A 26,256-nucleotide genomic window follows, 5' to 3' on the forward strand; every position below is an offset into this window, starting at 1 on the left:
GTCCCCCGCCCGTCGATCAGTCAGTCGATCAGGCTTCGGCGACCTGCAGCACCAGCTTGCCGAAGTTCTCGCCCGCAAAGAGCTTGTTGAGCGACTCGGGGAAGGTGTCCAGGCCCTTGACGACGTCTTCCTTGCTCTTCATGCGGCCGTCCTTCAGGTAGCCGGCCATCTCGGCGATGGCGATGTGATACCGGTCGGCGTAGTCGAACACCACGATGCCCTCCATGCGCGCGCGGTTCACCAGCAGGCTCAGGTAGTTCTTCGGCCCGGCCGAGGGCATGCTGTTGGCGTTGTTGTACTGGCTGATGGCGCCGCAGATGATGATGCGGGCCTTGCGCGCGAGCCGCGCCAGCACCATGTCGAGGATCTCGCCGCCGACGTTGTCGAAGTAGACGTCCACGCCCTTCGGGCAATGCGCCTTGAGGCCTTCGCGCACAGCGCCCGCGCCGGCCTTGTAGTCGATGCAGGCGTCGAAGCCGAGCTCCTTGACCACCCAGTCGCACTTGGCGGCGCCGCCGGCGATGCCGACCACGCGGCAGCCCTTGATCTTGGCCAGCTGGCCCACGGTCTGGCCCACGGCGCCCGCCGCGCCGGAGACCACCACCGTCTCGCCCGGCTTCGGCTGGCCCACGTCCATCAGCCCGAAGTAGCCGGTCATGCCGGGCATGCCCAGCACGTTGAGCCACTGGGTGATGCTGCCGACGCTCAGGTCGATCTTCACCAGACCGTTGCGCTTGAGGTCGTCCTGCGCGATGAGGATGTATTCCTGCACGCCGAGCGTGCCGTACACCGTGTCGCCGACGGCGAACTTCGGGTTCTTCGAGGCCACCACGCGGCCGACGCCGCCGGCGCGCATCACCTCGTCGATGGCCACGGGCGGGATGTAGCTCTTGGCGTCGTTGAGCCAGCCGCGCATGGCCGGGTCGAGCGACAGCGACAGCGTCTTGACCAGCACGCCGCCCTCGGCCGGCTCGCCGACGGGCTCGGTGGTGAACTTCCAGTTCTCGCGGGTGGCGGCGCCTTCGGGGCGCTTGGCAAGGCGGACCTGGTGGTTGGTGAGGGGGCTGCTCATGGTGTCTCCTTGAATGACGGGCCGGGCGCCGCGTGGGCACGGAGGCGCATCGTAGCCGCGCACCGCGCGCCCTCCGTAGCCCCGCCTGTAGCGCAGGCGACAGCCAGGCGCGGCCGCGCGCTACACCAGCCGCACGATGATCTGCAGCCCCGGCGAGGCGTTGCGCACCATGAGTTCGCCGCCGTGCGCCTCGGCGATCAGCCGGCACAGGTACATGCCCAGGCCGACGCCGCCGGTGGCCCGCGCCCGCGCGCCGTCGGTGCGGTAGAAGGGCTCGGTGAGCCGCTCCAGCTGTGCATCGTCGACGCCGGGGCCGTGGTCGCGCACCTCGATCTCGACGCCCTGCTGCTTGCCGTCGAGCACCGCGCGCAGCGACACGCATGGCGGGCGCGGCGCGTCGTTGCTGTAGCGCAGCGCGTTGTCCAGCAGGTTGCGCACCAGCAGGCGGATGCGCATGCGGTCGACGGCATGCGGCGGCAGGCCGTCGGCCAGGTCCAGGTGCACCTGCTGCGCGCCGGGCATCTCGGCCACGGTCTCGCGGATCAGCACGGCCAGGTCGACCGGCTCGCGCTGCAGCGCCACGTGCGGGCTCGCCAGCCGTTCGCTTTCGAGCAGGTCGCTGATGAGGTCGCGCATCTCGTTCAGGTCGCGCAGCAGCGCCTCGCGCTCGGCCTGGCCTTCGGGCGTGGCCGGCAGCAGCTCGGCGTTGAGGCGGGCACGGGTGAGCGGCGAGCGCAGCTCGTGGCTCAGCGCGAGCAGCAGGCCGCGCTTGGCGTCGAGCATGGCCTGGATGTCGTCGGCCATGGTGTTGACGCGTTGCGCGAGATCGCCGAGGTCGTCGTTGCGGCGGACCGGAATGGGCTGCGAGAACTCGCCGCGGCCGAAGCGCTGCGCGCCTTCGCGGATGTCGATCAGCGGCCGCAGCAGCCGGCTCACATAGGCATAGGCCAGCAGCACGCACGACAGCAGCACGCCGAGCGTGGCCCAGCCGATGACGCGCGGCGCCAGTTCCCAGAGCTTGGGCGACCAGCCGAAGATCACGCGGTGCCCATCGGCGGTGGAGCGGATGAACCACTTGTCGCCGCCGGGCCTGTCGTCGCGGTCGTGCATCCAGCCGCCGGGGCTGTTCGCGCCGCCGGGGTTGGAGTCCCAGTTGACCGTGGGGCCGACGATGCGGATGGTGATGGGAAGGCGCGCCACCAGCGCCTGCGCGCGCGCCACGTCCGGCGGCGTGCCGATGTCGGCGACCAGGCGGTCGGTGTAGTCGGTCAGCATCGGCCTGGCGGCCTCGGCCCAGCCGGTGGAAAAAGCCCGCTTCATGCCGCCCATGAAGACCACCGCCATCACCATGGCCAGCAGCACGAACATCAGTACCAGCCGCACGCGCAGCGAACGGCGCCAGCGGCGCTTGCCCTGCACCTTCTCGTTCCAGCGCGCATGCCACTGCTTGTGCCACTCCTGGCGCCATTCTTCGTCGCGGCATTCCATGCGCCGCCGCATCTCGCGGGGGAACCTGCGGTTGAAGCTCATGCAGTCTCGCTGCGCGCCACGGCCAGTGCGTAGCCGGCATTGCGCAGCGTCTTGATGCAGTCCAGCGGCTCCAGCTTCTTGCGCAGGCGGCTCACCACGATGTCGACCGCGCGCGTGTAAAGCTCGGCCTCGTGGCCGCGCAGGCGGTTGAGGATGTCGTCGCGGCTGAAGACCTTGCCGGGTTCGCCGGCCAGCAGCGCAAGCAGCTCGAACTCGGTGCCGGTGAGCTCCACGCGCTCGCCGTGGCGCAGCACCTGTCGGCGGTCGAGGTCGATCGACAGGCCGTCGAACACGCGCTGCTGCGTGCTGCTTGCGGCCGGCGGCGCGCTGCGCTGGCGGCGCAGGATGGTCTGCACGCGCGCCACCAGCTCGCGCGGCTCGAAGGGCTTGGGCACGTAGTCGTCGGCGCCCAGTTCGAGGCCGACCACGCGGTCCATCACTTCGCCGCGCGCGGTGAGCATCACGATGGGGATGTCGCTTTCCTTGCGGATCTCGCGGCACAGCTCGAAGCCGTCCATCTCGGGCAGCATGACGTCGAGGATGGCGGCGTCGTATTGGCCGGCGCGCAGCTTGGCGAGGCCTTCGCTCGGGCGCACGGCGCTTTCGAGCGTGCAGCCGAAGCGTGCGAAGTAGGTGGTCAGCGGCGCGGCGAGGTGTTCGTCGTCGTCGATCAGCAGGATGCGCGGCATGGCGGGATTGTGCCTCCTGGCAAGCATGTGGCGGATGACTTCGCTCACCATCAGACCCGCCGGCATCGCACCGCCCAGGTCAGGCCTGCCACCAGAATTGCGAGCAGCAGCGCGTGGTAGACCACGTCGCCCGTGGAGCCGGGGCCGATGCCGGCCACGATGGTGCCCAGCCCGACCAGCGTGCCCAGCAGCGCGAAGCCCTGGCCGAAGATCGCGGCGCGCCGCGCATGCGCGGGACGCAGCCAGGTCTCGACCGCAGCCAGCACCAGCACCGTCGCGATCACCGCCTCGGCGATGCGCGCCGGTGCGTGCGCATGGCCCGGCACGAGGTAGCCGGCATGCACCGTCGACGCGACACCGAGCGTGAGCGCCTCGGCCAGCATCCATGCGCGCGCGATACGCGGGCGCATGACGGGGGCGGCCATCGCGCTCACCACGGATCGGCCCGGCCGATGCGGCCGAGATGCGTGAGCCCGAAACCGGCGGCGTACTTGAGCCCGTAGCCGAGCGCGCGGTCGAAGCCGATGTGGGCGAACCAGATCAACCCGCCGGCCACCGCCCACGGCGTGGCCGCGAGCACGCCGAGCGCGAGCAAAAGTGAGGGGCCGACGTACGAGTGCGTCGCGTTGTACAGCGCCGCGCCCACGCGCGGCCCGGCAAGGTAGCCGAGCATCGCGAGGTCGGGCGCCAGCAGCCAGAGCGCGAACACGCCCCAGCCCAGCCCGTACTGCGCGTACGCGGCAAGCGCCACGCCAAGCACCACCGCGCCCTCGAGGCGCAGCAGCGCACGCACGCCACCCGCGGCCGCGGCGCCAGAGGCCTGTTCGCGGGATACCGCGGAACCGGCTTCGCCGGGCCGCAGGTATCGCCCCCGGAGAGGGGGAAGGCGAAGCGACACGAAGTGCGCGAAGACTGGGGGCGAGCCCATGCTCAGTTCCAGCGGCGGCCGCCGCGCTCCATGAAGTCGCGCACCTTCTGCTGCTGCGCGGCGTTCAGGTTGTCGTAGAAGTCGGCGGCGGCCGCGATGATCTCGGGGCTGCCGGCGCGCACCGCCGCGGTCTTCTCGTCGACGAGTCGTGCGGCACCGGCCTGGTCGAGCTTGTTGCCCGCGAACAGCGCCTTGAACTGCGAGCGCGGGTCGCCCGAGCCGCCTGCGCCGCGCATGGCTTCACGCTGCGCCTGCATCTTCTCGGCCAGCACGGTGAGCTTCTGTTTCTGGTTGGCGTCGAGCTCGAGCTTGCTGCCCACGCGTTCGACCATCTTGGCGCGGAACTCGGCACTGTTGCCGCTCCAGCCGTGGCGGTGGCCGGCGCAGCCGGCGATGCTGCCGGCCACCACTGCCAGGCCGGCAAAACCGAAGAGAGTACGTTTGATCCAGTGCTTCATGATTGTTCCTTGCTCGCCCCCAGGCTTGCCCACTTCGTGTGGCCGCCACCCCCCTACCGGGGGCGACACCCGTGGCCCGGCAAAGCCGGTTCCACGGTGTCCCTGAAAAAGGGGCATCGTTGATTGGAGGGATTACAGGCGGCTGCTCTTGGCGTTGGCCGCCGAGGCGCGTGCGTCCACCGGGTTCTGCATGGTCGAGATGACCTGGCTGTTCACGCGCGAGCCCGAGGACACGTTCTGATCGGGCGCCGCCGCGGTGCGCACGGCTTCGGCGACGACGCGGGCGCGCTCGGTCGACACGGCCACGGTCTCCGGACCGCGCGAGCCGCGCACCACGTTCTGGTTGGGCGCCGAGGCGGTACGCACGGCTTCGGCGCTGACTTCGGCGCGGCTCTTGGCCGACACGGCGGGCAGCACGCCCTCGTAGCTTTCAGCCTTGGCACCGGCCGCCGCGAGCATGGCGAACGAACCGACGGCGATGATCTGGGTCAGGGAGAGAGATTGCTTCATTTGGCAGGCCTTTCTTTCAGGGTTGGAAGAGAAGGCCTGATCGTGCTTGCGGGGCCGCCGCAAGTCCTTTCGCCGCAGTTTCGGCGTGTTTCGTTTTATTGCGGCGCTAGTGCTTTCGCAGCAGCCGCAGCAGCACCGCGAGCGCGATGCAGGGCGCGAGCAGCGCCCAGAAGCCCGCATGCGCATAGCCCAACCCGCCCGCCAGCGAGCCGGCGGCGAACGTGGCCACCGGCGGCCACGCCTTGTGCAGGCGGGCACCGGCCGCCGCCATGCCGGGCGCGCGCGTGGCGATGTCGACCAGGTCCATCACCAGCTGCGTGACGTTGCCTGTCATCACGGTGCTGGGCGTCAGGCGCGAGAACACGCTGCGCGCGGCGGTGTTCTGCACCGACATCGCCAGCACGCCCATCAGCCCGACGCCGATGGCGTGCATGCCGCCGCCGTGTGCGAAGGGCCCGGCCCACACGCCCGCAAGCATGAAGGCCGCGAGGCCCGCGAGCTGGATGGCGACCAGCGGCGCGGCGGTGTCGCGCCCTTGCCGTTCGCGCCGCAGCTGGAACAGGCGCGTGGCCGCGACGCCGATGACGAAGGTCGGCAGCGCCAGCAGCTTGCCGACCACATCCGCATGGCCGTCGCCCGCCATCGCCGCGCCGATGAGCACGAAGTTGCCGGTGACGTGCGCGGTGAAGAGGCCGAACAGCGCGACGAAGCCGAGCGTGTCGACGAAGCCGCCGGTGAAGGCGAGCAGCATGCCGTGGCCGGGAGGATCGACGGGCGCCACGTCGGCAGCGTGGGCGGCGGGCGCGGCGGGCGCGGCGGGCGCGGCGGGCGTGGACGAAGGCGAAGTCATGCGAGCGATGTCCCTTGGCAATGCGCGGTGCCGCGCGCCACGAAAAGACTCAGCCCGCGAGCGCGGCGGCCGGGTCGTCGGATTCGAGCACGCCCCTGGCCCACGCCTCGAGCTTGCCGGTGTCGGCGCGCAGCACTTCCTGCTTGACCGCGAGGATGCGCGAGGGGTGCATCGAGAAGCTGCGCAGGCCCAGCCCGAGCAGCAGCCGCGTGAACGCCACGTCGCCTGCCATCTCGCCGCACACCGACACGCCCTTGCCCTGCCGGCGGCACTCGGCGATGGTGTCGGCCACGAGCTTGAGCACGGCCGGGTGCGCCGGGTCGTAGAGGTGCGCCACCGACTCGTCGGCGCGGTCGATGGCCAGCGTGTACTGGATCAGGTCGTTGGTGCCGATCGACAGGAAGTCGAAGTGCTTCAGGAAGATGCGCAGCGTGAGCGCCGCGGCCGGTATCTCGATCATGGCGCCGAGCTTGACCGGGCCGTACACCGCGCCGCGGTTGTCGAGCTCGGCCCGCGCGAAGTCGATCAGCGACATGGTCTGGCGGATCTCGCTGGCATGCGCGAGCATGGGAATCAGCAGGTGGATCTCGCCGTGCGCGGCGGCCCGCAGGATGGCGCGCAGCTGCGTGAGGAACATCGCCGGGTCGGCCAGGCTCCAGCGTATGGCGCGCAGGCCGAGCGCGGGGTTCAGGTGCTCCTGCTTGTTGGCCGACTTGCTGTCCAGCGGCTTGTCGGCGCCCACGTCGATGGTGCGGATGGTGACCGGCATGCCCTGCATGCCCTCGACCGCGCGCTTGTAGGCCTGGTATTGCTCTTCCTCGTCGGGCAGGCGCGTCTGGCGGGCCGAAGATTCGCGGCCCATGAAGAGGAATTCGCTGCGGAACAGCCCGACGCCCACCGCGCCGGCCTTGACGGCGCCCACGGTGTCCTCGGGCATCTCGATGTTGGCCAGCAGCTCGACGCGCTGGCCGTCGAGCGTGACGGCCGGCTTGTGGCGCAGCCGCGCGAGGCGCCCGCGCTCCAGGTCGCCCTGGCGCTGCTTGAAGCCGTACTCGGCCAGGATGATCGGCGAGGGGTCGACGATGACCACGCCGGCATCGCCGTCGATGATGACCCAGTCGTCCTGGCGCACCAGCTGGCTCGCGGTGCGCGCGCCCACCACGGCCGGGATGTCCATGCTGCGCGCGACGATGGCGGTGTGCGAGGTGCGCCCGCCCACGTCGGTCACGAAGCCGGCGAACACGCTCTTCTTGAACTGCAGCATGTCGGCCGGCGACAGGTCGTGCGCGATCAGCACCAGCGGCACGTCGATGCCGTCGCCCGCGGTGGGGTCGTCGTGCTCGTCGTTGTCGTCGACCGGCGCGGCGGCGCGCTTGCGGCGCGGCGGGCTCGGCGCGAGCACGGCGGCCGTGCCCTTCATGCGGTGCAGCAGGCGCTCGACCACCTGCTCGAGGTCGGCCTTGCGTTCGCGCAGGTAGGCGTCTTCCATCTCGTCGAACTGGCGCGCGATGATTTCCAGCTGCGTGGTCAGCGCCCATTCGGCGTTGTAGAGCCGCTCGCTGATCCAGTGCTTGACGCCGCCGCTCAGGGCCTCGTCCTGCAGTAGCATCTGGTGCACCTCGAGCAGCGCCGCCAGCTCGTGCGGCGCGTCGTTGGGGCCCATCTGGGCCACGTTGGCCTGCAGCTTGGTGAGCTCGTCGGCCACCGCGTTGCGCGCGGTGCGCACGCGGTCGATCTCGGTCTCGATCTCTTCGGGCTTGATGAAGTAGTGGGCCACGTCGATGCGGCTCGACACCACCAGCACAGCGCGCCCGATGGCAATGCCACGGGCGACAGGGAGGCCGTGGACTGCGAAGGTCATGGGAGAGTCCTTATTCTCCTTCGCCGAACTTGTCGTCCATGAGATGGACGATGGCGTTCATCGCTTCTTCTTCCTGCGGGCCGTTGGTTTCGAGCTCCACGGTGGAGCCGAGCCCGGCGGCCAGCATCATGACGCCCATGATGCTCTTGGCATTGATGCGGCGGTCGCCGCGCGAGAGCCAGACCTCGCAGGGAAAGCTGCCTGCGAGCTTGGTCAACTTGGCCGATGCGCGTGCGTGCAGGCCCAGCTTATTGCTGATGGTCACGGATTTCTTGATCACTGTGCTTTCTCTTCGCCTGGTTCTGGGGAGCGGCCGCCGCCACCTGCATGACACCCGCGGTGCCGCCGGCCAGGGCCCGTTGCACCAGAGTCTCGAGCGGTTCGTGCCGGTAGGTGACGGCGCGCAGCAGCATCGGGAGATTGACCCCCGCCACCAGCCGCGACCGGACGCCGTCCACCAGCTTCTGCGCCACGTTGCAGGGCGTGGCGCCGAACACGTCGGCCAGCACCAGCACCTGCGCGCGGGGCGCGTGCAGCTGCTGCGCGAGCGTGATGCGCGCGGCGGCCAGCGTTTCTTCGGGCGACACGTTGGGCAACACGTCGAGCGCGACGATGGCCTGCTCGCAATCTGGGAACACATGCAGCGCGCACTGCCGCAGCGCATGTGCGAACGGTGAGTGGGCGATGATGAGGATGCTGTTCATGCGGGACGGAGGACGACGCGCCGATTATGCGGGGGCGCCCAGTGGATGTAGATATATGACACAACGCGGCAGCGCGGCAAACCGGACAGTGCCGCCCCAGGGCGAGCGGCACGCGCGGCTATCAAAACAATAGCAGCCTCGCTTCACGGGAAGCGCAGGCCTTCGAAGAAGGTTTGCGAGGCATCGGCCGCGGAGGGCTTGCCGAGCACGGTGGCCTGGTAGAGCGCCACGGTGCCGTCCTTCTGCGATTGGGCGAACCACAGCACCTGCACGGGGGCGCCGGCCTGCGCCGGTCGGGCATCCAGCCGCAGCGGCGGCGGCACGGCGGTCGCGCGCTGCACGCTGGCGCTGGTTTCGGTCACCTGCATGCCGCCGAGCTGGGCGCGGGTGGCGGTGCGCCACGCATTGAGCCAGGCTTCGGCCTGGGCCGGCCCGCTGGCCGAAGCGTGCGCGATGGCGAAAGTCGCGCCACCGGCTTCGCAGCCCGTCATGTCGACCTGAACCGATTCGGCACCGAGCGGCACGGCACGGTTCGCCTTGTCGGCCTTGCAGGGCAGCATCGCGATCAGCCCGGCGTCGCCGACCGGCACGTCGCGCCAGTTGAAGGTGGGGCTGCAGGCGGCGAGCAGGGCCGCCGCGACCAACGCAAGCCAGGAAGATGGAAAGGGCGACGACGGCATGGGGGAGCGATTATCGAGCCGCCCGGGGCCGGCGGGGCGTCGCAAGCACGATCGGGCGGGCGGAACTAAAATCGCGCCGCCCTCCTCTCTACGCTGCCATGAAAAAATACATCGCCGCTGCCGCCGTCGTCATCGCATTGGCCACCGGCGTGGGCGTGTACCTCGGCTCCGGCGCCACCGCCGCCCCGGCCTCGACCTTCGTGCTGCTCGACGGCACGAAAAAGAGCACGGCCGACCTGAAGGGCAAGGTCACGCTGGTCAACTTCTGGGCCACGAGCTGCGTGACCTGCGTCGGCGAGATGCCCAAGGTCATCGCCACCTACGACAAATACAAGGCCCGGGGCTACGACACGCTGGCAGTGGCCATGAGCTACGACCCGCCGAGCTACGTCGTCAATTTCGCCGAAACGCGCAAGCTGCCGTTCAAGGTGGCGATCGACAACACCGGCAGCGTGGCGCAGGCCTGGGGCGACGTGAAGCTCACGCCGACCACCTACCTGGTCAACAAGCGCGGCGAGATCGTGAAGCGCTATGTGGGCGAGCCTGATTTCGCCGAGCTGCACAAGCTGATCGAGAAACTCCTGGCCGAAGCCTGATCCTTCGGCCGGCGACAAGGAAAAAGGCGCTCCGAGGAGCGCCTTTTGTTTTTACTGGTTGCGGAAGCTGTCGTGGCACGACTTGCAGCTCGCGGCGGTCGGGCCGAACTGGGTCTTCAGCGCGTCGATGTTGCCGGCCTTGGCTGCCACCAGCAGCTTGCCGGTCTCTTCGACCAGCTTCTGCTGGCGTTCCTTGAACTTGGCGTCTTCCTTCCACACGTCGGGCCTGGCCTTGCCGCCCTCGGTGCCGGGGCCGAAGGCCGCCCAGGGCAGCTTCGCCATGTCGGCGACCACTTCGGCGTTGGCGGCGGCCACGGCGGCGTCGTAGGGCGCACGGCCGTTGGCCATGGCGCCGAGACGGCTGAAATGCTGGCTCATCACGAACAGCCCGCTCTGGCGGTACTTGATGGCGTCCTCGGGCTTGGCGAACTGGGCTGCGGCGGGCAGGGACATCGCAGCGCAGGCGGCTGCAACGGCGAATGAAGCAAATCGGGTCATCGGGGCTCCTCGTTGGGGAAACGCCGTCTGGCGCGGCGCCGCGCGAGTGTAGGTCGCGCCGGCGCCGGGCTCATAGCAACAACCCGAAGCGAATGAGGGTCCGGACTTTGCTAATCTGCGCCTTCCGCAGCATTGCGCCCTCCGCGCCTCCTTCGATGACCGACTCCTCCGTGGCCGCCCCTCGAACGGCCTTCGGCACCGGCACGGCCACCCGGGTCTGGGACCTGCCGACGCGCCTTTTCCACTGGGCGCTGGCCATTGCCGTGATCGGCCTGATCGGCACCGGCCTGAACGGCATCATGGAATGGCACTTCCGCCTGGGCTACGCGGTGCTCGCGCTGCTGCTTTTCCGGCTGGCCTGGGGCTTCGTCGGCGGGCGCTGGTCGCGCTTCGCGGCCTTCGTCTACGGGCCAGGCTCCGTGGTCGCCTATCTGCGCGGGAAGGCTCATCCGGACCATCTGATCGGGCACAACCCGCTGGGCGCCCTGTCGGTTTTCGCCGTGCTGGCCATCCTTGCGCTCCAGGTGGCGACCGGGCTGACGGCGGACGACGAGATCGCGGCCTCCGGACCGCTCACGCGCTTTGTCTCGAGCGAGACGGTGAGCTTGGCCACGAGCTGGCACAAGGCCTGGGGCAAGTGGATCGTGATCGCGTTCGCGAGCCTGCACGTGCTGGCCGTGCTGTTCCATGCACTCGTCAAGCGGCACCGGCTGGTGCGGCCGATGGTGACGGGCGACAAGCTGATCGCCGCCGGCGCCGGAGGCAATGTCGCACCGAGCCGCGACGATGCGGCCTCGCGCGCGTTTGCCCTCGTGGTGTTCGCGCTTTGCGCGGGCGTGGCTTACTGGATTTCTTCGTTGCGCATATGAGCTTTTCCGTTTCACGCCCACTGCCGCTGGCGGCCATGCCCGCCGTCGTGCTGCTGACGCCCGAGGAGGCGCACGAGATCGATGCCGTACGCGCGATCTTCCGCGACTATGCGAATTCGCTCGGCATCGACCTCGACTTCCAGGATTTCGAAGGCGAACTGGCCGGCCTGCCGGGCGAATACGCCGAGCCGCGCGGCACGCTGCTGCTGGCGCTGGTCGATCCGGTCAACGTGAAGGAAGACGCCGGCCGCCAGGCGCCGACCCTGAAACGCGCCGACGGCACGCTGGCGCACGTGGCGGGATGCTGCGCGCTGCGTCCGCTGGACAGCGCGGACTACGCCAACGCGGCCGAGATGAAGCGCCTGTACGTGCGCCCTGGTTTCCGCGGACTGGGCCTGGGCCGGCAGCTGGCCGAGGCGATCCTCGATGCCGCGCGCAGCTCTGGCTACGGCTGCGTGCTGCTCGACACCCTCGACGACATGGAGTCGGCGCGGGCCCTCTACGAAGACCTGGGCTTCGCGGAGGTGCCGCCCTACTATCACAACCCCGTCGCCGGGGCCCACTACCTGAAGGTGGATCTCTAGCCGGATCAGCCGCGGGCTTGCGCCAGCAGCGTCTCGGCGTTGCTCACTTCGAACTTGCCCGGCGCTTCGACGTTCAGCGTCGCGACCTTGCCGTCCTTCACCAGCATCGAATAACGGTTGCTGCGCAGACCCATGCCGCGGCCGGTCAGGTCGAGCGTGAGGCCGGTGGCCTTGGCGAAATCGGCGCTGCCGTCGGCCAGCATGCGCACCTTGGCGCCGGTCTTCTGGTCGCGCGCCCAGGCGCCCATCACGAAAGCATCGTTCACGCTCACGCACCAGATCTCGTCCACGCCGGCAGCCTTGAAGTCGTCGAAGTGCTGCACGTAGCCCGGCACGTGCTTGGCCGAGCAGGTGGGCGTGAAGGCGCCTGGCAGCGCGAACAGCGCGATGGTCTTGCCGGCCGAAGCCTTGGCCACGTCCACGGCGTTCGGGCCGATGCTGCAGCCCTCGCCCTCGACTTCGGAATATTCCTGCAGGGTGGCCGCGGGAAGGGTGTCGCCGACTTTGATCATTCGATGTGCTCCAGAAAAAGAAAAACGGCCCACATTGTGGGCCGTTTCCGGATTGGTTGCCCCAGGGGGCCCCAATGATTGATCAGACCAGGACGGCCTTCTCGACCAGACGGGTCACGACCCAGTTCTTGGTCTTCGAGATCGGACGGCTTTCCGTGATCTCGATGGTGTCGCCCAGCTTGTACTCGCCCTTTTCGTCATGGGCGTGGTACTTGCTCGTCTTGGCCACGATCTTGCCGTAGAGCTCGTGCTTGACACGGCGCTCGACCAGCACGGTCACGGTCTTGGCACGCTTGTCGCTGACCACCTTGCCGATCAAGGTGCGCTTGAGGGATTTTTTAGCTTCCGTCATGTTCACTCCTTACTTGGCGGCTTGGGTTTCTTGCTGCTTCTGCGCAAGAATGGTCTTGGCGCGTGCGATGTCGCGACGCGTCACGCGCAGCGTCGAGGTGTTCGACAGCTGTTGCGTGGCCTTCTGCATGCGCAGGCCGAAATGGGCCTTCTGCAGATCCTTGATTTCGGCTTGCAGGCCTGCGACGTCCTTCGTGCGCAGGGTTGCGGCCTTCGTCACCTTGGCCGGAGCCGCGGTTTCTTTCTTCTTACGGGTTGCCATAAGTGTTCTCCTCTCAGGCGCCGAGCTGGCGAGCGACGAAAGTCGTACGCAGCGGAAGCTTGGCGGCGGCCAGGCGGAACGCTTCGCGGGCGAGTTCTTCGGGCACGCCGACGATCTCGAACACGATCTTGCCGGGCTGGATTTCAGCGACGTAGTACTCGGGGTTGCCCTTACCGTTACCCATCCGCACTTCTGCGGGCTTGGTCGAGATCGGCTTGTCCGGGAACACGCGGATCCAGATACGGCCACCGCGCTTCACGTGACGCGAAATCGCGCGACGAGCGGCTTCGATCTGGCGCGCCGTGAGGCGGCCGCGGTCGGTGCATTTGAGACCGAAGTCACCGAACGCAACCGAGTTACCCGTGGTTGCGATGCCGGTGTTGCGGCCCTTTTGTTCCTTGCGGAACTTTCTGCGTGCAGGTTGCAGCATGTTTTATTACTCCGTGAGGGCCCCAGGCACTTGCGTGCCCGGGAGCGACCGATTACTCGGTCTTGGCACCGTCCGCTGCTGCAGCGGGCGCGGCTTTGCGGACGCGCTTAACGGCGGGTTTCGAGTCTGCACCGGCACCGCCGGTTGCTTCTGCGGGCTTGTCGCTGCCATCGGCCGGAGCGGTGTTGCCACCGATCGGGCCGCGGCCGCCGGCACGGGGGCCGGGACCACGACGGTCGCCACCCGGACGATCGCCAGGGCGACCGTCACGGCGCGGACCGCGCGGACGACGTTCTTCTTCGGGACGCGGCGTTTCGACGGCCGGCAGGTCGTTACGACCCAGCGTGTCGCCCTTGTAGACCCAGACCTTGACGCCGATGACGCCGTAGGTGGTCTTGGCTTCCGAGGTGCCGTAGTCGATGTCGGCGCGCAGGGTGTGAAGCGGCACGCGGCCTTCGCGGTACCACTCGGTACGAGCGATTTCGATGCCGTTCAGGCGGCCAGCCGACATGATCTTGATGCCCAGGGCACCCAGACGCATGGCGTTCTGCATGGCGCGCTTCATGGCGCGGCGGAACATGATCCGCTTTTCGAGCTGCTGCGTGATGCTGTCGGCGATCAGCTGCGCATCGATTTCGGGCTTGCGCACTTCTTCGATGTTGACCGCAACCGGCACGCCGAGCTGCTTGCCCAGTTCGCGCTTGAGGTTCTCGATGTCTTCGCCCTTCTTGCCGATCACGACGCCCGGACGTGCCGAGTAGATCGTGATGCGTGCGTTCTTGGCGGGACGTTCGATCATGACGCGCGACACCGAAGCGTTCTTCAGCTTCTTCTTCAGGTATTCGCGAACCTTGATGTCTTCGGCCAGCATGCCCGCGAAATCGCGGTCGCTTGCGTACCAGCGGCTGGACCAGTTACGGGTAACCGCAAGGCGGAACCCGGTTGGGTGGATTTTCTGTCCCATATTTCTTCCAGGCCTTCTTAGTTGCCAACCGTCACGTACACATGGCACGTGGGCTTGCTGATGCGATTGCCGCGACCCTTGGCCCGCGCGGTGAAGCGCTTGAGCGTTGCACCTTGCTCGACGTAGATGGTCTTGACCTTCAGCTCGTCGATGTCGGCACCGTCGTTGTGCTCGGCGTTGGCGATAGCCGACTCCAGCACCTTCTTGATGATCACAGCGGCCTTCTTCTGCGTGAACTGCAGAACGTTGAGCGCTTGATCGACCTTCTTGCCGCGGATCAGGTCAGCGACCAGACGGCCCTTGTCGACCGACAGGCGGACACCGCGGAGGACTGCACGTGTTTCAGACATGGTCGTTCCTTACTTCTTCTGGACTTTTTTGTCCGCGGGGTGCCCCTTGAACGTGCGCGTGAGCGCAAATTCGCCGAGCTTGTGGCCGACCATCTGGTCGGTGATGTACACGGGCACGTGTTGCTTGCCGTTGTGCACGGCGATGGTCAGACCGATGAACTCGGGCAGAACCATCGAGCGGCGCGACCAGGTCTTGATCGGCTTCTTGTCCTTGGTCGTCACGGCCTTGTCGGCCTTGGCCACGAGGTGGTGGTCGACGAAAGGACCCTTTTTGAGAGAGCGAGTCATTGGCTATCCCTTACTTCTTGCGACGCGACACGATGAAGACCTGCGTGCGCTTGTTGTTACGGGTGCGATAGCCCTTGGTCAGGTTGCCCCATGGGTCGACAGGATGGCGGCCTTCGCCAGTCTTGCCTTCGCCACCACCGTGCGGGTGGTCGACCGGGTTCATCACCACGCCGCGAACGGTCGGGCGAATACCCATGTGACGCTTCACACCGGCCTTGCCGAGCTGGCGCAGGCTGTGTTCTTCGTTGGCAACTTCACCGATGGTCGCGCGGCATTCGATGTGAATGCGGCGAACTTCGCCCGAACGCATGCGGACCTGGGCGTAGACGCCTTCACGGGCCAGCAGCGTGGCCGACGTACCGGCCGAACGAGCGATCTGCGCGCCCTTGCCGGGTTGCAGTTCGATGCAGTGGATCGTCGAGCCGACCGGGATGTTGCGGATCGGCAGGGTGTTGCCGGCGCGGATCGGCGCTTCGGAGCCCGACAGCAGCGTTGCACCGGCTTCCAGACCGCGCGGGGCGATGATGTAGCGGCGCTCGCCGTCGGCGTAGCAGACCAGAGCGATGTGGGCGGTACGGTTCGGGTCGTATTCGATGCGTTCGACCTTGGCCGGGATGCCGTCCTTGTTGCGCACGAAGTCGACGACGCGGTAGTGGTGCTTGGCACCGCCGCCACGATGACGGATCGTGATGTGACCGTTGTTGTTACGGCCGGCCTTCTGGAACTGGGGTTCCAGCAGGGGAGCGTGAGGAGCACCCTTGAACAGGTGGTCACGCGAGATCTTCACCGCGCCGCGTTGGCCCGGCGAAGTGGGTTTCATCTTGATGACGGCCATGATTAAGCGCCTTCCCCGACGAGGTTGAGCTCTTGACCCGGCTTCAGGGTCACATAGGCCTTGCGCACGTTGTCGCGGCGGCCGATGGACTTGCCAAAGCGCTTGGTCTTGCCCTTGGTGTTGAGCACCGACACGCCCTGGACTTCGACCTTGAACATCAGTTCGACAGCGGCCTTGATCTCGGGCTTGGTGGCGTCTTGCAGCACCTTGAAAGTGACAGCGTTCGACTTCTCGCCGACCATCGTGGCCTTTTCGGACACGATCGGAGCGACCAGCACCGCCATCAGGCGGCCTTCTTCGAACGTACGTTCAGCGGCGGTAGGGTTCACGCGGCTCATGCGAACATCTCCTTGAGCTTGTCGACGGCACCCTTGGTGACCAGCACCTTCTTGTAGTGAACCAGCGACACCGGATCGGCGTAGCGGGGTTCGACCACGAGAACGTTCACCAGATTGCGCGAGGCAAGGTACAGGTTTTCGTCGACTTCTTCGGCGATCACGAGCACGGACTCGAGATTCATCGCCTTGAAACGGGCAGCCAGCGGCTTGGTCTTGGGCGAATCGACCTTGATCGAGTCGACCACGGCCAGACGGCCTTCGCGAGCGAGTTGCGAGAAGATGGACGCCATGCCGGCGCGGTACATCTTCTTGTTGATCTTCTGCGAGAAGTTTTCGTCAGGCATGTTCGGGAAGATGCGACCACCCCCGCGCCACAGCGGCGAGGACGTCATACCGGCGCGGGCACGGCCCGTTCCCTTTTGCTTGAAAGGCTTCTTGGTCGAGTGCTTGACCTGTTCGCGGTCCTTCTGGGCGCGCGTGCCTTGGCGGGCGTTGGCCTGGAATGCAACGACGATCTGGTGGACCAAGTCTTCGTTGTAGTCACGGCCGAACACGGTCTCGGGGGCGTCGTACTTCGACGCGGCCTGGCCTTGCTCGTTCAGGAGTTCGAGTTGCATTACTTCGCTCCTTCAGCCGCTTGCGGCTTGGCCTTGATGGCGGGACGCACGGTGACGAAGCCACCCTTCGAACCCGGGATCGCGCCCTTGATGAGCAGCAGTTGGCGTGCTTCGTCGATGCGGAACACGTCGAGGTTTTGCGTCGTGCGGGTGACGTCGCCGAGGTGGCCCGTCATGCGCTTGCCGGGGAACACGCGACCGGGGTCTTGCGCCATACCGATCGAGCCGGGAACGTTGTGCGAACGGCTGTTACCGTGCGACGCGCGTTGCGAGCTCATGTTGTGACGCTTGATCGTGCCAGCGTAGCCCTTGCCGATGGAGGTGCCTTGCACGTCCACCTTCTGGCCCACGGTGAAAACGCTGTTCACGGCGATCACGCCGCCAGCCTTGTGCTGACCTGCGGTATCGGCGGTAACGCGGAATTCCTGGATGATTTCGCCTGCTTCGACACCCGCCTTGGCGAGGTGGCCGGCTTCGGGCTTGGTCACGCGCGATGCTTTGCGCGAACCGAACGTCACTTGCAGGGCGACGTAGCCATCGGTCTCTTGGGACTTGATCTGGGTCACACGGTTGTTGGACACATCCACCACCGTGACAGGAACTGCGTCCCCGTCATCGGTGAAGAGACGCATCATCCCCACCTTGCGGCCCAGCAACCCGAGGGAGTTGCTCAGACTCATATGTTTTCTCCAAAAATGGAAATCCTCTTCCGCCACTGCCACTTCAATTGGCAACAGCGTTTGCCAGATTTCTCCGGCTACGGAAGAAGGTTGATAAATCTCTGCCCGCATGGCGCCTTGCGGACGCAACAAGGGCAGAGCCAGCGATTATAGCCCGCGATGCGCAGGCCATGCAAGCGGCCGCTCAGGCCCCTTGTTCAGGGCCTCGAGCGCAGGTTTCCCGCTTATTGAGCGGGCAGCGAGATGATCTTTTCGCCACCGGGCACGGCCTTCACCTCGCCCGCCGGCTTCATGGAGGGCGCGTCCGAGCCGGTCTGCACAGGAATGGAGATGGCGCTGCGCGCATTGCCCTGCGCGATGAAGACATTCAGATAGGCGATGCCTTCGCGGTCGCTCACCACCGTGACGGTGGCGCTGGTACGTGCGCCTGGCGACAAAGTCAGCGTGTTGCTGCCCGACAACGTCAGCCCGGCGTCCGGGCTCAGGCGCACGGTCGCGCCGTCGGGGCTGGCGACGCCATCGAACTGCAGGGTGATGGCCGTCGGCTTGCCCACCTGGGGATTGCCGCTGAATTGGTACTGCAACGTAACGCCGGAGTCGTTGGACTTTCTGGACGCGGTCACCACGGGCTGGGCCGCCGACTGCCTGGCGCCTCGCGACCCCGGCATGCCATCGGCCAGGACTGGCGCCGACGCCGTTGCCAGCGCAAGCCATGCCAGCGCCATCGTCGATTGGGTGCGGATGTTCATGGCGAGCCTTCCTATTGAACGAGAACGGAGAAACACCTTGGCGGCAGATTGTTCGCGCCGGACACCGGCGCATCGTCGCGCACCGCAAGAACGTAGTCACCGGCGCCCAGGCTGACCTTGTTGCTGCTTCTCGCGATCAATCCGCCCTTGAAGAGGTCGAAGTTCGGCAGGCCGCTCCCTCCGGAGACCTGGATCGTGTAGTCGCGGCTCGGGGATGGGTTGACGCTGAAGGCAAGGTAAGAAATATTGCCGAGCTTGTTGACGGTACCTGCCACGTTGGAGATGCAGGCAACGTTGGACGCCAGAACGCCGACCGCTACGGGCGTATACAACGGCAGCACGTCGGGAACCGGCGTGGCGGCAGCACTGTCATCGCTCGTTTCACCGACGCCGTAGGCATCGGTGGACGTGATGCCCTGCCCCGCGAGCAGGGTTTTCAGCGCGGGCGCGCTCCCCGGGGCAACGGCATTGAACACCGAGGAGAACAGGTGGATCGACGTGACGGGCGTCGCGCTTCGGAACTGGAAGCTCGTCATCGCGTCGTTGATCGGCTTGAATCCGACCTGCTGGTTCAGGTTCCAGAGAATGGACTGGATCGAAACCTCCCGGTACCAGCCGGGGTTGGTCGATGGACCGGCCCTCAGGTCCACCGATATGGAATCGGTCGCCTGGCCGGGGCCGCGGGAATCCACGTAGGTGCTTCGGTCCAGCGCAATGCCCGACCAGGCATTGCCCCACCCTTCCGAGAACGCCAGCCGGCGGTCGACCCGGTCGCTGCCCGAATGCTCCCCGCCCGGCGAGTCGTCGCGGCTGAAGGACGACTGGTAGTAGTGCCCCCATTCGTGCGCGATCACCGGCGAGTCGAATTCGTCGGTGTCGACGCCCTCCTTGCCCAGCACGTAGATCTCGCGGCCGGTGCTCTCGTTGACGAAGTAGGTGGTGGTGATCTGGCCCAGCGCCGGGTTGCCGGGCGATGGTGCGTTGTTGGGGCTCCAGTACACGCGCAACGATGGGAAAGACGTGGCGGGCGCGACCGACAGCACCTTCTGCATTGCCGTGTAGACCGTGTCGAGGATTGCAAAGGGCGCCGCCACACGCTGCGAGGCATACCTGGAACCGTCCCAGCCGGTTGCCGCCCGCAGGTCACGGGTCGATGACGCAGTGCCCGACGAGAACGCCGCCGTCTGCATCGAATACAAGGCGTTGCCCTGGGTGTTGTCGCGTACGCTGACATCCCAGGCCGCGCCCGGTGCGGTGCGGGTCAACTGGGCCCTCACGCGCACGATCACGGTTGCATTCGCCGGCACGCTCACCGAATACGCACCGTTGTCGTCGGTCGTGGCGACCGCGAGTTGCGCGGAAGTGGCGGCATCGACCACCTCCAGCGACGCGCCTCGCACCGGCTTGACGGACGTGGATGCATACACGAGGTTGCCGTTCGGATTGGGAACGGATTCGTAGGTGGCCGTGCCCGTCAGGGTAACTGGCCCCGCGCTCGCCGGCGGCAGAAAAGGCAACACGCCCACGCCACCGCCTCCCCCTCCTCCACCGCCTCCCCCGCCGCAGCCAGCCAGCAACGCCGCTGCAACGCATGCCGACGCAAACGCAAAAAAGAACTTGTAGTTCATGACTGGTGCTGCCCTCGTTTCAGCCTCCGGTCGATACGCCGGAGTTGCCGCCGCGCGAGGATGCCATACCTGGGCAGAAAAGCACAAAGCCCGCCTGCATTTCTGCGGGCGGGCCTTGTTAAAACACGACGAGTGTGGTGCTTTTCTTACTGCAGCTTGATCTCGACGTCCACGCCGGCCGGCAGGTCGAGCTTCATCAGCGCGTCCACGGTCTTGTCGGTCGGGTCGACGATGTCCATCAGGCGCTGGTGCGTGCGGATTTCCAGCTGGTCGCGCGACGTCTTGTTGACGTGCGGCGAACGCAGGATGTCGAAACGCTTCATGCGGGTCGGCAGGGGCACAGGACCCTTGACGATCGCGCCGGTACGCTTGGCGGTGTCAACGATTTCGGCTGCCGACTGGTCGATCAGCTTGTAGTCGAACGCCTTCAGGCGGATGCGGATTTTTTGCTTGGTTGCCATGGTGATTCCTTTGCGTCCGGCTTAGATGTCGAGGATCTTGGCAACGACGCCCGAACCCACGGTGCGGCCGCCTTCACGGATGGCGAAACGCAGGCCTTCTTCCATCGCGATCGGGTTGATCAGCTTCACGGTGATGCTGACGTTGTCGCCAGGCATGACCATTTCCTTGTCCTTGGGCAGCTCGATCGCGCCGGTCACGTCCGTCGTGCGGAAGTAGAACTGCGGGCGATAGTTGTTGAAGAACGGCGTGTGACGGCCGCCTTCGTCCTTCGACAGGACATACACCTCGGCGGTGAAGTGCGTGTGCGGCTTGATCGAGCCGGGCTTGCACAGCACCTGGCCGCGCTCGACTTCTTCGCGCTTCGTGCCGCGCAGCAGCACGCCCACGTTGTCGCCGGCTTGACCCTGGTCCAGCAGCTTGCGGAACATTTCCACGCCGGTGCAGGTGGTCTTGACCGTCGGGCGGATGCCCACGATTTCGATTTCTTCACCAACCTTGATCACGCCGCGCTCGACGGCGCCGGTCACCACGGTGCCGCGACCCGAGATCGAGAACACGTCTTCCACGGGCATCAGGAACGTGCCGTCCACGGCGCGCTCGGGCGTCGGGATGTACGTGTCCAGGGCTTCGGCCAGCTTCATGATGGCGCCTTCGCCCAGTTCGCCCTTGTCGCCTTCCAGGGCGAGCTTGGCCGAGCCATGGATGATGGGGGTGTCGTCGCCGGGGAATTCGTACTTGTCGAGGAGTTCGCGAACTTCCATTTCGACCAGCTCGAGCAGTTCCTTGTCGTCGACCATGTCGCACTTGTTCAGGAACACGATGATGTAGCCCACGCCCACCTGGCGAGCCAGCAGGATGTGTTCACGGGTCTGGGGCATCGGGCCGTCGGCGGCCGAGCACACCAGGATCGCGCCGTCCATCTGGGCAGCGCCGGTGATCATGTTCTTCACGTAGTCGGCGTGGCCGGGGCAGTCGACGTGTGCGTAGTGGCGGTTGGCCGTTTCGTACTCGACGTGCGCGGTGTTGATCGTGATGCCGCGGGCCTTTTCTTCAGGCGCAGCGTCGATCTGGTCGTAGGCCTTGGCTTCGCCGCCGAACTTGGCCGACAGCACCGTTGCGATCGCAGCCGTCAGCGTGGTCTTGCCGTGGTCGACGTGACCGATCGTGCCCACGTTGACGTGAGGCTTGGTGCGGGTGAATTTACCTTTTGCCATTTTTCAATCCTTGAAAGAGCAGTTCCCGTGTATTGGTTTTATGTCTGCACCCGATTGCTGGTTCGCCTCGCACGGGAACGCGGCGGCACCGGATCGCAGACAACGAGGGCCGCGCACTGCGCGGCCCCGCATTCTTGAAAAACTTACTTGGCGCGAGCGGCCACGATGGCTTCGGCAACGTTGCGCGGAGCTTCAGCGTAGTGCTTGAACTCCATCGTGTACGTGGCACGGCCTTGCGACATCGAACGCAGCGTGGTCGAGTAGCCGAACATTTCCGACAGCGGCACTTCGGCCTTGATGGCCTTGCCGCCACCGACCATGTCGTCCATGCCCTGCACCATGCCGCGACGGGACGACAGGTCGCCCATCACATTGCCGGCATAGTCTTCAGGCGTTTCGACTTCCACGGCCATCATCGGCTCGAGGATCACGGGGTTGGCCTTGCGTGCGCCTTCCTTGAAGCCGAAGATGGCAGCCATCTTGAAGGCCATTTCGTTCGAGTCCACGTCGTGGTACGAACCGAAGTGCAGCGTGACCTTGACGTCCACGACGGGGTAGCCCGCCAGCACGCCTTGCGTCAGCGCTTCGACAACGCCCTTTTCCACGGCAGGGATGTATTCGCGAGGAACCACACCGCCCTTGATGGCGTCGACGAACTCGAAGCCCTTGCCAGCTTCCTGCGGCTCGAGCTTCAGGACCACGTGACCGTACTGGCCCTTGCCGCCCGACTGGCGAACGAACTTGCCTTCGGCTTCTTCGACGGTCTTGCGGATCGTTTCGCGGTAGGCCACTTGCGGCTTGCCGACGTTGGCTTCCACGCCGAATTCGCGCTTCATGCGGTCCACGATGATTTCAAGGTGGAGCTCGCCCATGCCGGCGATGATGGTCTGGCCCGACTCTTCGTCCGTGCGAACGCGGAACGAGGGGTCTTCCTGTGCAAGGCGCTGCAGCGCGATGCCCATCTTTTCCTGGTCGGCCTTGGTCTTCGGCTCGACGGCCTGCGAGATCACCGATTCCGGGAACACCATGCGCTCGAGCGTGACGATGGCTTCGGGATCGCACAGCGTTTCGCCGGTGGTCACTTCCTTCAGGCCCACGCAGGCGGCGATGTCGCCGGCGCGGATTTCGTTCACTTCTTCGCGGTTGTTCGCGTGCATCTGCACGATACGGCCGATACGTTCCTTCTTGCCGCGCACCGGGTTGTAGACGCTGTCGCCCTTGGTCAGCACGCCCGAATAGACGCGCACGAAGGTCAGCTGGCCCACGAACGGGTCGGTCATCAGCTTGAATGCGAGGGCCGAGAACTTCTCGTTGTCGTCAGCCTTGCGAACGACAGGCGCTTCGTCTTCGTCCAGGCCGGCCACCGGCGGGATGTCCAGCGGCGAGGGCATGTATTCGACGACGGCGTCGAGCATGGCCTGCACGCCCTTGTTCTTGAAGGCCGAGCCGCACAGCATCGGCTGGATTTCGCCGGCGATGGTGCGCTGGCGCAGGGCCTTCTTGATTTCTTCCTCGCTCAGCTCGCCGCCTTCGAGGTACTTGTTCATCAGCTCTTCGCTGGCTTCGGCAGCCGCTTCGACGAGCTTTTCGCGGTATTCGTTGCAGACGTCGACCAGGTTGGCGGGAATCTCGCCGTACTGGAAGGTCACGCCCTTGTCTTCGTCCCAGATGATCGCCTTCATCTTCACGAGGTCGACGATGCCCTGGAAGTGCTCTTCGGCACCGATCGGGATCTGGATCACGACGGGGTTGGCCTTCAGGCGATCGACCATCATCTGGCGAACGCGCAGGAAGTCGGCACCCGTACGGTCCATCTTGTTGACGAACGCGAGACGGGGCACCTTGTACTTGTTGGCCTGGCGCCAGACGGTTTCCGACTGGGGCTGCACACCGCCGACGGCGTCGTACACCATCACGGCGCCGTCCAGCACGCGCATCGAGCGCTCGACTTCAATGGTGAAGTCCACGTGGCCGGGGGTGTCGATGATGTTGATGCGGTGTTCGTCGAACTTGCCGGCCATGCCCTTCCAGAAGCAGGTGGTGGCGGCGGACGTGATCGTGATACCGCGCTCTTGCTCTTGCTCCATCCAGTCCATCGTGGCGGCACCGTCGTGCACTTCACCGATCTTGTGGTTCACACCGGTGTAGAACAGGATACGTTCGGTCGTCGTGGTCTTGCCAGCGTCGATGTGCGCGGAGATGCCGATGTTGCGGTAGCGCTCGATGGGGGTCTTGCGGGACATGATTTACTTTCGGGTTGAAATGCGTTGAGCGCTGGGCCCCGGGCACGGGCACAACGCCCGAAACCCGACACCCAACGCCCAAGCGAAGTTTGATTTTTAGAAGCGGAAGTGGCTGAAAGCCCGGTTGGCTTCTGCCATGCGGTGCACTTCGTCGCGCTTCTTCATGGCACCGCCACGGCCTTCCGTGGCTTCCATCAGCTCGTTGGCCAGACGCAGGGCCATCGACTTCTCGCCGCGCTTGCGGGCGGCTTCCTTGATCCAGCGCATCGACAGGGCGAGGCGGCGGACGGGACGGACTTCGACCGGCACTTGGTAGTTCGCACCGCCAACGCGGCGCGACTTCACTTCGACCATCGGCTTCACGTTGTTGATGGCAACGGTGAAGGCTTCGAGGGGGTCCTTGTCCGGGTTCTTCTTTTCGATGAAGTCGAGTGCACCGTAGATGATGCGCTCGGCAACAGCCTTCTTGCCGCCTTCCATGATCACGTTCATGAATTTGGACAGCTCGACATTGCCGTACTTGGGATCCGGCAGGATTTCACGTTTGGGGACTTCGCGACGACGTGGCATTTTCTTAACCTCTTTGCTTCAGTTGGCACCGTTTCCGGCACCGCGAGAGCCAGCTGGAACTCTCACTTACTCGACCCGACACTGGGTCACTTCGTTCGATGTACCCGCCAAGGTAACCGAACACCGTTTGTTTTTGACGACAGGAAGGCTTAAGCCTTCTTGGGACGCTTCGCGCCGTACTTGGAACGCGACTGCTTGCGGTCTTTCACGCCTTGCAGGTCCAGCGAACCGCGCACGATGTGGTAACGCACACCGGGCAAGTCCTTGACACGACCGCCGCGAACCAGCACGACGCTGTGTTCCTGGAGGTTGTGGCCTTCGCCGCCGATGTAGGAGATGACTTCGAAGCCGTTGGTCAGACGGACCTTGGCAACTTTACGAAGCGCCGAGTTGGGCTTCTTGGGCGTCGTGGTGTAGACGCGGGTGCAGACACCGCGACGTTGCGGCGAGTTCTGCATGGCAGGGCTCTTCGAATTGATCTTCTCGACCGTTCGACCCTGACGCACCAGTTGATTGATGGTTGGCATGAATGAATTAGTCCCAAAACGACCCGGCCTTGGCTGTGAAACCACCCTTGTTCGTGACACAAAGGAGCCGGGAATAACGAAAACGTGAAACCCTTCGGAAAATTCCGAAAAGCCCACGAGTATAGCAAACGAGCTTGAAACGGCAAGTTCAGGCGCCGCGGACACCCCGCCAGCCGCCTTGTCTTGACCTTCTCTTACATAAATGCGGCTTACTTGATCCAGAGCCGCAGCGCGTCCCAGGCGCGGCCGAAGACGCCGGCCTGCTCGACCGCCTCCAGGGCCACCAGCGGCACGTCGGCCACGGGCTGGTCGTCCAGCGTGACCTTGAGCGAGCCGACCGGCTGGAACTTGGTGAAAGGCGCCACCAGCGGATCGGGCCGCGACACCTGCGTCTTGATCTTGCTGGCGCTGCCCGCAGGCACGGCCACGACGATGGCTTCGGGACGCCCCAGCTTCAGGGTGTTGTCCTTGCCCTTCCAGACGGCAGGGGTGGCGGCCGGCTGGCCGGCGTCGAACAGGCGGACGGCGTCGTAGGCCGTGTAGCCCCAGTTCAGCAGCTTCTGCGACTCGTTGGCGCGCACGGTCTCGCTCGCGGCCCCCAGCACGATCGACAGCAGGCGGCGGCCGCCGGTCAGGTTGGGGAAGTCGCGCTTGGCGGTGGCGATCATGCAGTAGCCCGCCGCATCGGTATGGCCGGTCTTCAGGCCGTCGACGGTGGGGTCGCGGAACAACAGCATGTTGCGGTTGGTGTCGTTGGTCGACGGCGCACCTGGGTAGCGGTACTTCTTGATGGCGTAGTACTTGGCCTCCTCGGGGAAGTCACGCACCAGGCGGGTGGCCAGGGTGCTCAGGTCCCGGGCCGTGGTGGTGTGGCCGGGCGTCGTCAGGCCTTCGGGGTTCTTGTAGACCGTGTTCTTCATGCCCAGCACCTTGGCCTGGGCGTTCATCATTTCGACGAAGTGCTCCACGGTGCCGCCCACGCCTTCGGCCAGCGCCACCGTGGCGTCGTTGCCCGACTGCACGATCAGCCCCTTGATCAGGTCTTCCACAGGCACCTGCATCTTGGGGTCGATGAACATGCGCGAGCCGGGCATCTTCCAGGCGCGCGGGCTGACCGGCAGCGTCTGCGTCAGCGAAATCTTCTTGGCGCGCAGCGCGTCGAACACGACGTAGGCCGTCATCAGCTTGGTCAGAGACGCCGGCTCGATCGGGCTGTCGATGTCCTTCTGCGCGAGGATCTGGTTCGCGGTCACGTCGAGCAGCAGGTAGCTGCGGGCGGCAATTTCGGGCGGGGCCGGCACCTGGGCGGCGGCAATCAGGCTGATGGATGCGGCGGCGGTAATGACCAGCGCGCGAAGCGCACCAAGGAAACGATTCATCGGGAGTTCGGAGAGAGACGAAGACAGG

The 26,256-nt window shown here is 66.0% G+C and carries 35 protein-coding genes; 3 read left to right on the top strand and 32 right to left on the bottom strand.

Features of this window, described 5'->3' with window-relative positions:
* Positions 1 to 28: 28 nt before the first annotated feature.
* The 12 genes from WIX39_RS01850 to WIX39_RS01905 form a co-directional block, all read right to left on the bottom strand.
* A complete protein-coding gene (locus tag WIX39_RS01850; protein ID WP_081266142.1) occupies positions 29 to 1,072 on the bottom strand; it encodes an NADP-dependent oxidoreductase in 1,044 nt (347 codons plus the stop codon).
* A 120-nt stretch (positions 1,073 to 1,192) separates the two neighbouring features.
* Positions 1,193 to 2,572, bottom strand: coding sequence for a HAMP domain-containing sensor histidine kinase (locus tag WIX39_RS01855; RefSeq protein WP_205367927.1), 1,380 nt, complete (start codon positions 2,570 to 2,572; stop codon positions 1,193 to 1,195).
* Between the two features lie 26 nt (positions 2,573 to 2,598).
* Positions 2,599 to 3,291 carry a response regulator transcription factor gene (locus WIX39_RS01860; RefSeq protein ID WP_172839771.1) on the bottom strand — a complete coding sequence of 231 codons (693 nt, stop codon included), beginning with the start codon at positions 3,289 to 3,291 and terminating at the stop codon, positions 2,599 to 2,601.
* Between the two features lie 50 nt (positions 3,292 to 3,341).
* Complete coding sequence (locus WIX39_RS01865; protein ID WP_409194421.1) at positions 3,342 to 3,716, bottom strand: hypothetical protein; 375 nt, start codon at positions 3,714 to 3,716, stop codon at positions 3,342 to 3,344.
* Positions 3,717 to 3,721: 5 nt separating this feature from the next.
* Complete coding sequence (locus WIX39_RS01870) at positions 3,722 to 4,219, bottom strand: DUF4260 domain-containing protein (RefSeq protein WP_409194422.1); 498 nt, start codon at positions 4,217 to 4,219, stop codon at positions 3,722 to 3,724.
* Between the two features lie 2 nt (positions 4,220 to 4,221).
* Positions 4,222 to 4,677, bottom strand: a complete 456-nt coding sequence (locus WIX39_RS01875) for a Spy/CpxP family protein refolding chaperone (RefSeq protein WP_205367666.1) — start codon at positions 4,675 to 4,677, stop codon at positions 4,222 to 4,224.
* 132 nt (positions 4,678 to 4,809) lie between these two features.
* Positions 4,810 to 5,187 carry a DUF4148 domain-containing protein gene (locus WIX39_RS01880; RefSeq protein ID WP_205367667.1) on the bottom strand — a complete coding sequence of 126 codons (378 nt, stop codon included), beginning with the start codon at positions 5,185 to 5,187 and terminating at the stop codon, positions 4,810 to 4,812.
* 106 nt (positions 5,188 to 5,293) lie between these two features.
* A complete protein-coding gene (locus tag WIX39_RS01885; RefSeq protein ID WP_409194423.1) occupies positions 5,294 to 6,037 on the bottom strand; it encodes a YoaK family protein in 744 nt (247 codons plus the stop codon).
* Between the two features lie 49 nt (positions 6,038 to 6,086).
* The gene (gene ptsP, locus WIX39_RS01890; RefSeq protein ID WP_081266135.1) at positions 6,087 to 7,898 is read right to left on the bottom strand and encodes a phosphoenolpyruvate--protein phosphotransferase; all 1,812 of its coding nucleotides are present in this window, start codon (positions 7,896 to 7,898) and stop codon (positions 6,087 to 6,089) included.
* 10 nt (positions 7,899 to 7,908) lie between these two features.
* Complete coding sequence (locus tag WIX39_RS01895; RefSeq protein ID WP_081266134.1) at positions 7,909 to 8,178, bottom strand: HPr family phosphocarrier protein; 270 nt, start codon at positions 8,176 to 8,178, stop codon at positions 7,909 to 7,911.
* Positions 8,147 to 8,602 (bottom strand): PTS sugar transporter subunit IIA, encoded by a 456-nt coding sequence (locus WIX39_RS01900; RefSeq protein ID WP_081266133.1) that lies wholly within the window; start codon positions 8,600 to 8,602, stop codon positions 8,147 to 8,149. Before WIX39_RS01900 ends, WIX39_RS01895 begins: the two co-directional genes overlap by 32 nt.
* Positions 8,603 to 8,745: 143 nt before the next feature.
* Positions 8,746 to 9,282 carry a hypothetical protein gene (locus tag WIX39_RS01905; protein ID WP_409194424.1) on the bottom strand — a complete coding sequence of 179 codons (537 nt, stop codon included), beginning with the start codon at positions 9,280 to 9,282 and terminating at the stop codon, positions 8,746 to 8,748.
* A 98-nt stretch (positions 9,283 to 9,380) separates the two neighbouring features.
* Here WIX39_RS01905 and WIX39_RS01910 point away from each other — a divergent pair, with 98 nt between their 5' ends.
* Positions 9,381 to 9,878: a TlpA family protein disulfide reductase gene (locus WIX39_RS01910; RefSeq protein ID WP_106936583.1), complete on the top strand. Its 498-nt coding sequence runs from the start codon at positions 9,381 to 9,383 to the stop codon at positions 9,876 to 9,878.
* 51 nt (positions 9,879 to 9,929) lie between these two features.
* Here WIX39_RS01910 and WIX39_RS01915 read toward each other — a convergent pair whose 3' ends face one another.
* Positions 9,930 to 10,376 carry a c-type cytochrome gene (locus WIX39_RS01915; RefSeq protein WP_409194425.1) on the bottom strand — a complete coding sequence of 149 codons (447 nt, stop codon included), beginning with the start codon at positions 10,374 to 10,376 and terminating at the stop codon, positions 9,930 to 9,932.
* 155 nt (positions 10,377 to 10,531) lie between these two features.
* On the opposite strand from WIX39_RS01915, the gene WIX39_RS01920 reads away from it, so the two are divergent.
* On the top strand, positions 10,532 to 11,245 hold the full coding sequence (locus WIX39_RS01920; RefSeq protein WP_409194426.1) for a cytochrome b/b6 domain-containing protein: 714 nt from the start codon (positions 10,532 to 10,534) through the stop codon (positions 11,243 to 11,245).
* Positions 11,242 to 11,829 carry a GNAT family N-acetyltransferase gene (locus WIX39_RS01925; protein WP_106936580.1) on the top strand — a complete coding sequence of 196 codons (588 nt, stop codon included), beginning with the start codon at positions 11,242 to 11,244 and terminating at the stop codon, positions 11,827 to 11,829. Before WIX39_RS01920 ends, WIX39_RS01925 begins: the two co-directional genes overlap by 4 nt.
* 5 nt (positions 11,830 to 11,834) lie before the next feature.
* On the opposite strand, the gene WIX39_RS01930 is transcribed toward WIX39_RS01925, so the two are convergent.
* From WIX39_RS01930 to WIX39_RS02020, 19 genes are all read right to left on the bottom strand, one after another.
* Positions 11,835 to 12,341: a peroxiredoxin gene (locus WIX39_RS01930; protein ID WP_081266127.1), complete on the bottom strand. Its 507-nt coding sequence runs from the start codon at positions 12,339 to 12,341 to the stop codon at positions 11,835 to 11,837.
* Between the two features lie 82 nt (positions 12,342 to 12,423).
* Positions 12,424 to 12,693, bottom strand: coding sequence for a 30S ribosomal protein S17 (rpsQ, locus tag WIX39_RS01935; protein WP_015867662.1), 270 nt, complete (start codon positions 12,691 to 12,693; stop codon positions 12,424 to 12,426).
* A gap of 9 nt (positions 12,694 to 12,702) precedes the next feature.
* Positions 12,703 to 12,912 (bottom strand): 50S ribosomal protein L29, encoded by a 210-nt coding sequence (gene rpmC / locus WIX39_RS01940; protein ID WP_026284221.1) that lies wholly within the window; start codon positions 12,910 to 12,912, stop codon positions 12,703 to 12,705.
* A gap of 55 nt (positions 12,913 to 12,967) precedes the next feature.
* Positions 12,968 to 13,384 carry a 50S ribosomal protein L16 gene (rplP, locus tag WIX39_RS01945; protein ID WP_007838137.1) on the bottom strand — a complete coding sequence of 139 codons (417 nt, stop codon included), beginning with the start codon at positions 13,382 to 13,384 and terminating at the stop codon, positions 12,968 to 12,970.
* Between the two features lie 52 nt (positions 13,385 to 13,436).
* Entirely contained in the window at positions 13,437 to 14,348 is a 912-nt protein-coding gene (rpsC, locus tag WIX39_RS01950) for a 30S ribosomal protein S3 (RefSeq protein ID WP_081266126.1), read from the bottom strand.
* Between the two features lie 17 nt (positions 14,349 to 14,365).
* Positions 14,366 to 14,698, bottom strand: a complete 333-nt coding sequence (gene rplV, locus WIX39_RS01955; RefSeq protein WP_007838134.1) for a 50S ribosomal protein L22 — start codon at positions 14,696 to 14,698, stop codon at positions 14,366 to 14,368.
* 9 nt (positions 14,699 to 14,707) lie between these two features.
* Entirely contained in the window at positions 14,708 to 14,986 is a 279-nt protein-coding gene (gene rpsS, locus WIX39_RS01960) for a 30S ribosomal protein S19 (protein WP_007838132.1), read from the bottom strand.
* 10 nt (positions 14,987 to 14,996) lie between these two features.
* Complete coding sequence (gene rplB / locus WIX39_RS01965) at positions 14,997 to 15,821, bottom strand: 50S ribosomal protein L2 (RefSeq protein WP_015867666.1); 825 nt, start codon at positions 15,819 to 15,821, stop codon at positions 14,997 to 14,999.
* 2 nt (positions 15,822 to 15,823) lie between these two features.
* Positions 15,824 to 16,159 carry a 50S ribosomal protein L23 gene (gene rplW / locus WIX39_RS01970; RefSeq protein WP_007838129.1) on the bottom strand — a complete coding sequence of 112 codons (336 nt, stop codon included), beginning with the start codon at positions 16,157 to 16,159 and terminating at the stop codon, positions 15,824 to 15,826.
* Complete coding sequence (gene rplD, locus WIX39_RS01975; RefSeq protein ID WP_081266125.1) at positions 16,156 to 16,776, bottom strand: 50S ribosomal protein L4; 621 nt, start codon at positions 16,774 to 16,776, stop codon at positions 16,156 to 16,158. Before rplD ends, rplW begins: the two co-directional genes overlap by 4 nt.
* Positions 16,776 to 17,456: a 50S ribosomal protein L3 gene (gene rplC / locus WIX39_RS01980; RefSeq protein WP_081266124.1), complete on the bottom strand. Its 681-nt coding sequence runs from the start codon at positions 17,454 to 17,456 to the stop codon at positions 16,776 to 16,778. Before rplC ends, rplD begins: the two co-directional genes overlap by 1 nt.
* A gap of 224 nt (positions 17,457 to 17,680) precedes the next feature.
* Positions 17,681 to 18,205 (bottom strand): hypothetical protein, encoded by a 525-nt coding sequence (locus tag WIX39_RS01985; RefSeq protein ID WP_106936578.1) that lies wholly within the window; start codon positions 18,203 to 18,205, stop codon positions 17,681 to 17,683.
* Between the two features lie 11 nt (positions 18,206 to 18,216).
* Complete coding sequence (locus tag WIX39_RS01990; RefSeq protein ID WP_106936577.1) at positions 18,217 to 19,833, bottom strand: hypothetical protein; 1,617 nt, start codon at positions 19,831 to 19,833, stop codon at positions 18,217 to 18,219.
* Positions 19,834 to 19,979: 146 nt separating this feature from the next.
* Positions 19,980 to 20,294, bottom strand: coding sequence for a 30S ribosomal protein S10 (gene rpsJ, locus WIX39_RS01995; RefSeq protein ID WP_007838118.1), 315 nt, complete (start codon positions 20,292 to 20,294; stop codon positions 19,980 to 19,982).
* Positions 20,295 to 20,315: 21 nt separating this feature from the next.
* The gene (tuf, locus tag WIX39_RS02000) at positions 20,316 to 21,509 is read right to left on the bottom strand and encodes an elongation factor Tu (RefSeq protein WP_093060175.1); all 1,194 of its coding nucleotides are present in this window, start codon (positions 21,507 to 21,509) and stop codon (positions 20,316 to 20,318) included.
* A 143-nt stretch (positions 21,510 to 21,652) separates the two neighbouring features.
* On the bottom strand, positions 21,653 to 23,752 hold the full coding sequence (gene fusA / locus WIX39_RS02005) for an elongation factor G (RefSeq protein ID WP_081270388.1): 2,100 nt from the start codon (positions 23,750 to 23,752) through the stop codon (positions 21,653 to 21,655).
* A gap of 96 nt (positions 23,753 to 23,848) precedes the next feature.
* On the bottom strand, positions 23,849 to 24,322 hold the full coding sequence (rpsG, locus tag WIX39_RS02010) for a 30S ribosomal protein S7 (RefSeq protein WP_007829591.1): 474 nt from the start codon (positions 24,320 to 24,322) through the stop codon (positions 23,849 to 23,851).
* 149 nt (positions 24,323 to 24,471) lie between these two features.
* On the bottom strand, positions 24,472 to 24,849 hold the full coding sequence (gene rpsL / locus WIX39_RS02015; RefSeq protein ID WP_013543948.1) for a 30S ribosomal protein S12: 378 nt from the start codon (positions 24,847 to 24,849) through the stop codon (positions 24,472 to 24,474).
* Between the two features lie 209 nt (positions 24,850 to 25,058).
* A complete protein-coding gene (locus WIX39_RS02020; RefSeq protein ID WP_409194427.1) occupies positions 25,059 to 26,228 on the bottom strand; it encodes a D-alanyl-D-alanine carboxypeptidase family protein in 1,170 nt (389 codons plus the stop codon).
* Between the last annotated feature and the right edge of the window lie 28 nt (positions 26,229 to 26,256).

The sequence above is a fragment of the Variovorax sp. AB1(2024) genome (assembly GCF_037482385.2).
Classification (GTDB): domain Bacteria; phylum Pseudomonadota; class Gammaproteobacteria; order Burkholderiales; family Burkholderiaceae_C; genus Variovorax.